Annotated in this window: 7 protein-coding genes; 4 read left to right on the top strand and 3 right to left on the bottom strand. The window is 66.1% G+C overall.

The genetic code is table 11. The features are described from left to right. Window positions 1-1,565: phosphogluconate dehydratase (edd, locus tag V7Q53_RS22675; RefSeq protein ID WP_333831234.1), on the top strand; the 1,565-nt coding region annotated here is incomplete at its 5' end. Window positions 1,566-1,710: 145 nt separating this feature from the next. Here the strand turns inward: edd and V7Q53_RS22670 are convergent. Genes V7Q53_RS22670 through V7Q53_RS22660 form a run of 3 tightly spaced genes read right to left on the bottom strand, consistent with a single transcriptional unit; the run spans window position 1,711 to window position 4,032 of the window. Next, on the bottom strand, window positions 1,711-2,508 hold the full coding sequence (locus V7Q53_RS22670; RefSeq protein WP_333831231.1) for an ABC transporter permease: 798 nt from the start codon (window positions 2,506-2,508) through the stop codon (window positions 1,711-1,713). Then, entirely contained in the window at window positions 2,505-3,248 is a 744-nt protein-coding gene (locus V7Q53_RS22665) for an ABC transporter permease (RefSeq protein ID WP_333831229.1), read from the bottom strand. The genes V7Q53_RS22670 and V7Q53_RS22665 overlap by 4 nt, the downstream gene beginning before the upstream one ends. Before the next feature lie 16 nt (window positions 3,249-3,264). Next, a complete protein-coding gene (locus tag V7Q53_RS22660) occupies window positions 3,265-4,032 on the bottom strand; it encodes a transporter substrate-binding domain-containing protein (RefSeq protein ID WP_333831227.1) in 768 nt (255 codons plus the stop codon). 150 nt (window positions 4,033-4,182) lie between these two features. Between V7Q53_RS22660 and V7Q53_RS22655 the strand changes: the two genes are divergently transcribed. From V7Q53_RS22655 to V7Q53_RS22645, 3 genes are read left to right on the top strand one after another with little or no spacing between them, the layout of a single operon-like run. Beyond that, a complete protein-coding gene (locus V7Q53_RS22655) occupies window positions 4,183-5,052 on the top strand; it encodes a dimethylarginine dimethylaminohydrolase family protein (protein WP_333831226.1) in 870 nt (289 codons plus the stop codon). Then, the gene (locus V7Q53_RS22650; protein WP_333831225.1) at window positions 5,049-5,678 is read left to right on the top strand and encodes a TetR/AcrR family transcriptional regulator; all 630 of its coding nucleotides are present in this window, start codon (window positions 5,049-5,051) and stop codon (window positions 5,676-5,678) included. Before V7Q53_RS22655 ends, V7Q53_RS22650 begins: the two co-directional genes overlap by 4 nt. Before the next feature lie 3 nt (window positions 5,679-5,681). Then, on the top strand, window positions 5,682-6,881 hold the full coding sequence (locus V7Q53_RS22645) for a pyridoxal phosphate-dependent aminotransferase (RefSeq protein ID WP_333831224.1): 1,200 nt from the start codon (window positions 5,682-5,684) through the stop codon (window positions 6,879-6,881). The last annotated feature ends 108 nt before the right edge of the window (window positions 6,882-6,989 follow it).

Here is a 6,989-nt window from a genome sequence, read left to right as displayed (position 1 = left end):
CCCATCAGCCGTTCGAGAATTATCCCGCCCTGATCCGTGAGGCCGCGCGCGCGGCGGGGGCGACGGCGCAGGTGGCGGGCGGGGTTCCGGCGATGTGCGACGGGGTCACGCAGGGCCGCGCGGGGATGGAACTGTCGCTTTTCTCACGCGATGTGATCGCGCTGGCGGCAGGGGTGGGGCTGTCGCATAACTGCTTCGATGCCTCGCTCTATCTGGGCGTCTGCGACAAGATCGTGCCGGGGCTGGTGATCGCGGCGGCCACCTTCGGCCATGTCCCGGCAGTGTTCGTGCCGGCGGGGCCGATGGTCTCGGGCCTGCCGAACGATGAAAAGGCAAAGGTACGGCAGGCCTTCGCCACCGGGCAGGCCAGCCGCACCGACCTGATGGCGGCTGAAATGGCCAGCTATCACGGGCCGGGCACCTGCACCTTCTACGGCACCGCCAATACCAACCAGATGCTCATGGAATTCATGGGGCTGCACCTGCCCGGCGCAAGCTTCGTCAACCCCGGCACGCCCTTGCGCGCGGCGCTGACCTCGGCCGCCGTGGCGCGCGCTGCCGCTATTACCGCGCGCGGCAATGATTACCGCCCCGCCGGTCGTATTCTGGATGAGCGTGCCTTTGTCAACGGCATGGTCGGGCTGATGGCCACCGGCGGCTCCACCAACCTCGTGCTGCATCTGCCCGCCATGGCGCATGCCGCCGGGATCGAACTGGCGCTTGAGGATTTCGATGAAATCGCCGCCTGCGTGCCGCTGATCGCCAAGGTCTATCCCAACGGTCTGGCCGATGTGAACCATTTCCACGCCGCCGGGGGGCTGGGCTTCATGATCGGTGAGCTGCTGGAAGCCGGGCTGCTGCACCCCGACACCGAAACCATCGCCGGGCCGGGCCTTGCGCGCTACACGCAGGAACCCAAACTGATCGACGACCGGCTGGAATGGCACGCGGGCACCGCTGAAAGCCTCAACACCCGCATCCTGCGCCCGGTGGCAGACCCGTTCCAGCCCACGGGCGGGCTGAAACAGCTTACCGGCAATCTGGGCGAAGGGGTGATCAAGATCTCGGCGGTGGACCCCTCGCGCCATGTGATCGACGCCCGCGCGCGCGTGTTCGATAATCAGGAGGCGGTGAAAGCGGCCTTTCAGGCGGGGGAATTCACCACGGATACCGTGGTCGTGGTGCGCTTTCAGGGGCCGCGCGCGAATGGCATGCCGGAACTCCACAGCCTGACGCCGGTGCTGGCGGTGCTGCAGGATCGCGGGCTGAAAGTGGCGCTGGTCACTGACGGGCGCATGTCGGGCGCCTCGGGCAAAGTGCCTGCCGCCATCCATATCGCGCCCGAAGCGGCAGCGGGCGGCCCGCTGGCGCGGCTGCGTGATGGCGACCGGGTGCGGCTGGATGCCCTCGCGGGCACGATTGATGTGCTGGAACCGGATTTTGCCGCCCGCGCCCCCCTCACCCCGGACCTGAGCGCCAATTCCGAGGGCACAGGTCGCGAACTCTTCGCAAAACTTCGCGCCGGTGCCGGTCGCGCTTCGGGCGGGGCGTCCATCCTATGGTAGCGTGCATTTTCTGTCTGAAAATATCCTGGGGGGTGAGCGGCGTCTCGGGGGCCTTCCAGTGGAAGGACCCAGCCGCGAACGACGCGCCCGTGGCGCGGCCGGGGAATGGGCCGAAGGCCCAGAGGGGGCAAAGCCCCCTTTCTTTTCAAACCACCAGCCCGCGATTGAACCGCCGCTCCAGCACCTTGAACCCCAGCGCGATCAGCCCCGCGATCACCATATAGACCAGCGCCAGCAGCAACAGTGGCTCATAGATGATGAAGGTGTCCTGCCGCACCCGGCTGGCGACGGAGTAAATGTCGATCACCGTGATCGTCGCCACCAGCGGCGTGGCCTTCATCTGCAACACCGTCTCGCCGCCCAGCGTCGGCAGCGCGCGTTGCAGCGCCTGTGGTAGCCAGATGCGCCGCAGAATGGCAAAGCGCGACATGCCCATCGAGCGCGCGGCCTCCAGCTGCCCGCCAGGGACGGAGCGGAACGCGCCGCGCATCACCTCGCCTTCATAGCCCGCATAGCTCAGCGAAAGCGTCAGCAGCGCATAGGGCCAGGCCTGCCGCAGATAAGGCCAGAGCTCGCTTTCGCGGATCCACGGGAATTGCGGGAACAGGCTGCCCAGCCCGAAATAGATCAGCCACAGTTGCAGCAACAAGGGCGTGCCCCGGATCACCGTGCAGAATGCCCGCGCCGGCACCGCCAGAAACCGTGGCCCCGCCGCCTGCGCCAGCCCCAACGGCACCGCCAAAGCGAAACCGATCAGGCAGGACAGGCCCAGCAGCCAGAGCGTGCGCCAGATGCCCTGCAACGCCAGATCACTGTAGCGCGGTATCCAATGCCAGCGCATGCTGAGCGCGGCCCAGATGACAATCCCCAGTGCCACGGCGATCATCACCAGCCGGTGCGGCACGAGAATTTCCTCGGCGACCCGCCCCCACATCCGGCTCATTGCGCCACCTGCCCGCGCCGGTAGCGCGCTTCGATCCAGCCGAACACCCGGCCCGATACCAGCGTCATCACCAGATAAATCGCGCCCGCCGCCAGAAAGAAGGTGAAATAGGCGCGGGTGGAGCCTGCCGCCTGCCGGGTCTCCAGCGTCAGTTCCGAGAAGCCGACGATGGCCAGCAGCGCCGTGTCCTTGGTGGCGATCAGCCACAGGTTCGACAGGCCCGGCAGCGCCAGCGGCAGCATCGCCGGGAATGTCACGCGGCGGAAGGTTGTCACCGGCCCCATGCCAAAGGCGCGCGCCGCCTCAAGCTGGCCGCGCGGCACCGACTGGATCGCGCCGCGCAGCACTTCCGTCGCATAGGCGCCCTGCACCACGCCCAATACCGCAATCCCCGCCACCACGCCCGAAATCTCAACCGGCCGCTGGCCCATCGCCCGCAGCGCCTGATTGAGCAGGTCAGTGCCCGCGTAATACAGGATCAGGATCAGAATAAGCTCCGGCACCGCGCGCACCACGGTCGTATAGACCGCCAGCAGATCGCGCGTGACCGGGCCGCCATTGAGCTTGCCCAGAGCGCCGAAAATGCCGATCATCAGCCCCAGCGCAAAGGCCCCGGCGGCGATCTGCAGGCTGGCCCATGCCCCGCGCAACAGATTGCCCCCCCAGCCCGGCGGCTGGAGGGACAACAGGCTGACCGAGGTTTCCAGCCCCGGCCAGAGGGCATACAGCCAGTCCAGCACGCAGTATCAGCCGCGCTCAGTTGCCATAGATCGAGGTGGCGAAATAGCGCGACGTGATCTCGTCATAGGTGCCGTCGTCAAGGATGGCGGCAATTCCCCGGTTGAGGGCCTCGCGCAGATCATCATCGCCCTTGCGCACACCGGCACCGACGCCCGCCCCCAGAATATCCTCGTCAGGCGCCACGGTGCCCTTCAGCTCGCAGCACTGGCCCGCCTCGGTGGCAAGGAAGTCATCCAGCGCCAGACTGTCCGCCTGCGTGGCATCAATGCGCCCGGCAGCAAGATCCTGATTGGCCTCATCCTGCGTCTGATAGGTCCGCAGTTCGGTCGCGCCCTCGAAATAGGTCTGCGCATAGGTCTGGTGAATGGTCGAAACCTGAACCCCCAGCACCATACCCGCCAGCCCCTCAGGCGTGGCGTCCATCTCCATATCGCGCTGGCCGATGATCACGGTGGGGGTGTTGTAGTAAGGGTCTGAGAAATCAATCGTTTCCAGCCGGTCCGCGGTGATCGACAAGGAGTTCATGATCGCATCAATCCGCCCCGACACCAGCGCCGGAATGATCCCGTCCCATGCGGTGGGGGTGATTACGCAGTCCAGCTCCGCCGCCGCGCAGATGGCATCGATGATCTCGATCTCCCATCCGACCCAGTTGCCGGCGGAATCGGGCGACGAGAACGGCGGATACGGCTCGGCCGCGATGCCGATGCGCACCTCCTCGGCCTGCGCCATACCGGCTGCTGCGATGAACGCGGTGGTCGCCAGAAGGGCAAGTTTTTTCATGGTCGTCTCCTCTGTTGAGCATCCGGGCGCGGCATGCGCCTCTTGATCGTTGCGCGATGCCTGATCCGGCAACGCGACAGATTTACCATTGTATTTGGGCAAAGAACTGGCAATTATGCAAGCGTATAATTTAAGCAGACCGGAACCCCCATGCTTTACGGCGCCGAAGACCGCTCAAAACCCCTTGCCCGCGTGATCATGCGCGCCCCCGGCCCCGCCATGGCTGCCGCCAAACCGGCAGACTGGCATTACGGGCCGGGCTTTGACCCGGTACAGGCCGAAGCACAACATGCTGAACTGGCACGGGTTGTCGCGGCCAGCGGCGCCACGGTGCACTGGATGCCGTCAGGCGATGACGGGCTGTCGGACGCGGTTTTCGTGCAGGATCCGTCGTTTGTCACCCGCCACGGCGCGGTGGTGCTGAACATGGGCAAGGCCCTGCGCAGGCGCGAGCCCGCGCTGCATGCCGATTTCTACAAGGCGCTGGGGGTGCCGGTGATCGGCCAGCTTTCGGGCGATGCCACGGTCGAATCGGGCGATTGCTTCTGGCTTGATCCTGACACGCTGGCCGTCGGGCGCGGCGCGCGCACCAATCAGGCCGGGATCGACGCGCTGGCCAGTATCCTGCGCCCGCATGGCATGGCCGTGCAAGCCTATGACCTGCCGTGGTGGACGGGGCCCGAGGCCTGCCTGCATCTGATGTCGCTGGTCTCGCCGCTCGGCCCCGATATCGCGCTGATCCACGCGCCGCTGCTGCCCTATGCTTTGTGGGCCGATATGAAGGCGCGCGGGTGGGCGCTGCTGCACGCGCCCGAGGATGAATTCATGCAATCGAACGGCCTCAGCCTGAATGTACTGGCACTGGCGCCGCGCGATCTGGTGATGGTCGATGGCTTCCCCAAAACCCGCGCGCTGATGGAAGCGGCGGGCTGCCGGGTGCAGGTGTTCAACGGCGACGCGCTCTGCATCGCCTGCGAGGGCGGCCCCACCTGCCTTACCCGCCCGGTATTGCGCCGATGAACGCGCGCCGCCCCTACCGGCGCGAGGGCGAGGAAGCCCGGCGCGCCGCGCTCATTCAGGCAACGCTCGATTGCATCGCCGAAGGGGGGCCGCAGGCCGCCACGGTGCGCGCCATCGCGCTGAAGGCCGGAGTCACGCAGGGGCTGATCCGCCATTACTTCGCCACCAAGGAAGAGCTGATCGCCGCCGCGCATGAAACGCTGATGTCCGGCCTGACCGAGGCCAGTCTGGCGCGGCTCGACGAGTTGCCCGAAGACCCCTTGGCCCGGCTGGCGGGGTTTGTCGTCAACGCCGTCACCCCCCCGGTGGTGGACCCGCGCGCCATGGCGCTCTGGGCCGCCTCGATGCAGCTGGTGCCGCGCGACGCGGCGATGCGCGCGGTGCATGAGGGCACCTATCTCGCCTTCCGCGACCGGCTTGAGGCAATGATCGCGCAGGCCCTCGATGCCGCCGGCAAAACACCCGCGCCGGGTGAGACGCGCGCGCTTGCGATTGCCGGCAATGCGCTTCTGGACGGGCTCTGGATCGAAGCCTCCCTGTTGCCGGAGCACTTCACCAAAGATGAGATGAAATCCATTGCGATCAAGGCCTTCAACCGGCTTCTTGATCTGAAACTGCCGGAGTAAAAGATGCAATATGCCCCTGTCACCACACGCCTTGCCGGGCTGGGATCGGACAAATGGGTGCTCAGCGCCGCCGCCACCGCCCGGCGGCGCGCCGGGCAGGAGGTCATCAACCTCACCATCGGCGAGCCGGATGTGCCCACACCCGACAGCCTGATCCACTCCGCAATCAGCGCCATGAAAGCGGGCCGTACCGGGTATTCGAACGGACGCGGCGAAGACAGTCTTTTGCAAGCACTTTCAGCGCGTTACAGCGCAAAGTTAGGCCGCAGCATCGGAACAGACAGGTTCATGTGCCTGCCCGGCACCCAGACCTCGCTCTATCTGGTGTTCATGGCGCTTTGTGAGCCGGGCAGCGAGGTGATCCTGGGTGACCCGATGTATGCCACCTATGAAGGGCTGATCCGCGCCTCCGGCGCCACGCCTGTGCCGGTGACATTGCGACCGGAACACAACTTCCGCCTGCAAGCCACTGATATCGCCGAAAAGATAACCAACGACACCCGCGCCATCTTCCTCAACACACCCCACAACCCCACCGGCGCGGTCCTCACCCCTTCCGATCTGGACGCAATCGGCGCGCTGGCCGAAAAGCATGACCTCTGGCTGATCTCCGACGAGGTTTATGGCGATCTGACCCATGGTGAGGCGCGCTTCACCTCGGCCCTGGCCAATCCCACGCACGAAAACCGGGTGATCACCACCGCCTCCATCTCGAAATCCCACGCCGCCCCCGGTTTCCGCTCAGGCTGGCTCTGCGGACCGGCCGAATTCTGCACCCGCGCGCTGCCGCTGTCCGAGACCATGCTCTTCGGCTCGCAGCCCTTCATCGCCGATATGACCGCCGATGCCGTCGCCAGCCCGCCCACACTGGCGCGCGCCATGGCCACCCGCATGGCCAACCGCGCCGCCCTGATCCACGCCGCACTGGACGGTGTGGCGGGGCTGCATGTGCACCGGCCGGAAGCAGGCATGTTCGCGCTGATCGACATCCGCGCGCTGACGACAGATTCACAACGCTTCGCACTGGATCTGCTGGCAGCAACCGGCGTCGCCGTCATGCCCGGCATCTCCTTCGGCGCGGCGCTGGAGGGATGGCTGCGCGTGGCGCTGAATGCCAGTGACAGCGACACGGTTGAGGCCTGCCAGCGGATTGCCCGTTTCGTCCAGGCACTCACACCTGAACAACTAGCCACAACCATCTGAAATCAATACGCAATCCACCACCAGACACCAACCGCAGAAGCCCGCCCGCGCCGGCCCCTTCATCTTGCCAGAAATACGCTGGGGGGTGAATTGGCCGCAGGCCAAGAG

Source organism: Pararhodobacter sp. (assembly GCF_036802785.1).
Lineage (GTDB): Bacteria > Pseudomonadota > Alphaproteobacteria > Rhodobacterales > Rhodobacteraceae > Pararhodobacter.
Note: the sequence above shows the minus strand (reverse complement) of the source record. Positions and strands in the feature narration are given on the sequence as shown.